The following is a 246-nucleotide window of genomic DNA, read 5'->3' as shown; positions in this document are numbered from 1 at the left end:
AATAGCGCAGCTTGGTAGCGCATCTGGTTTGGGACCAGAGGGTCGGGGGTTCGAATCCCTCTTCACCGACCACTCTTCGAAAGCCTCGTCAGAAACGGCGAGGCTTTTATACATCCAAGAGATGTATTCGGTTAGTAGGAAGTTCATCCTTTTAACTAACCACAAACAATGGTGGCTATAGCTCAGTTGGTAGAGTCCCGGATTGTGATTCCGGTTGTCGCGGGTTCAAATCCCGTTAGCCACCCC

The 246-nt window shown here is 50.8% G+C and carries 1 tRNA gene; it reads left to right on the top strand.

From position 1 onward, the window contains the following. The first annotated feature begins 171 nt into the window (after positions 1-171). Positions 172-244 (top strand) — tRNA-His (locus ACVA58_RS28520). Positions 245-246 lie beyond the last annotated feature (2 nt).

The sequence above is a fragment of the Photobacterium sp. DNB22_13_2 genome, from assembly GCF_052873915.1.
This window is presented reverse-complemented; position numbering and strand designations above follow the sequence as displayed.